This window comes from Arthrobacter sp. 9V, from assembly GCF_902506065.1.
Classification (GTDB): Bacteria; Actinomycetota; Actinomycetes; order Actinomycetales; family Micrococcaceae; genus Arthrobacter.
In genome coordinates, this window is record NZ_LR732985.1 from 1 (window position 1) to 1,087 (window position 1,087).

At 67.0% G+C, this 1,087-nt stretch carries 2 protein-coding genes; one reads left to right on the top strand and one right to left on the bottom strand.

Annotation, left to right across the window (positions count from 1 at the left end):
* Positions 1-273, bottom strand: a 273-nt coding sequence (locus BACI9J_RS23055; RefSeq protein ID WP_159736684.1) for an MFS transporter, incomplete at its 3' end; no start/stop codon positions are given.
* 214 nt (positions 274-487) lie between these two features.
* Here BACI9J_RS23055 and BACI9J_RS23060 point away from each other — a divergent pair.
* Positions 488-1,087, top strand: a 600-nt coding sequence (locus tag BACI9J_RS23060) for a helix-turn-helix domain-containing protein (RefSeq protein WP_159736685.1), incomplete at its 3' end; no start/stop codon positions are given.

Sequence of the window (1,087 nt, forward strand, 5' to 3'; positions counted from 1 at the left end):
GAGCCCGCCCGCCAACGAGCCCGAGCCGAGGAGCACCATCCCGATCAGGAACATGCGGCGACGACCTGCGATGTCGGCCACTCGACCCATCAGGAGGGTGAATCCGGCGGCGCACAGTGCGAACGCCGTCGCGATCCACTGCAGGTTCTCGATCGCGAACCCGACGTCGGCCCCGATGGTCGGCAGTGCGACGTTGAGGATCGAGAAGTCGACGGCGAGTGTGAAGCTCGCGGTGAGGAGCACGGTCAGTGCGACCCGCTGCTTCGTCGTCATCGCCCTGCCGTCGCCCGTCGTCGACGTGGTCGACGTGACGTCCGTTGCGTGTTCAGTGGTCACGGTGGCCTCTCTTCGTGCCCGGTGGATCAGGTTCGCCAGGGTTCTGACGTGTTCCAACCATCGCCACCACCCGATCCACCAGCCACACCCCGCCGTGCCTGTCACTGTCAGTGACAGGACAGATCGGTCTATCCGGCAGCAGAATGAGCAGATGAACGGTCCGAACGAACTGGGGAACTTCCTTCGCGTCCGTCGCGCCGCCCTGCAGCCCGAAGACGTCGGGCTGCAGGGCTACGGTGTGCGCCGGGTTCCGGGACTCCGCCGCGAAGAGCTCGCCATGCTCGCCGGTGTCAGCCCGACCTACTACTCGAGGCTCGAGCAGGGTCTGAGCACGAACGCGTCAGAGGCGGTGATCGCTTCGATCGCCCGTGCACTCAACCTGAATGACGACGAGCGTGTACACCTCTTCAACCTCGCGCGTCCCGAGCACTCGACGCCGAAACGGCGATCTGCCGCGAAGCCGGACCACGCCCGGCCGGGCACCGTCCGGCTGATCACCTCGCTGGCATCGACGCCGGCGGTCATCATCGGCAAACGCAGTGAAGTACTCGGCTGGAACGCCCTCGGGCACCGCCTGGTCGCCGGGCACCTCGACTTCGAGAGCCCCGAGCGGATGGGTGAGCGGCCGAACATGACGCGCATGCCCTTCCTCGATGCCCACACCCGCGAGCTGTACACGCGGTGGCAGGAAGAAGCTGTCCGGGCGGTGTCGTCCCTCCGGGTCCTCGGCGGGCAGAGCCCCGAAGACACG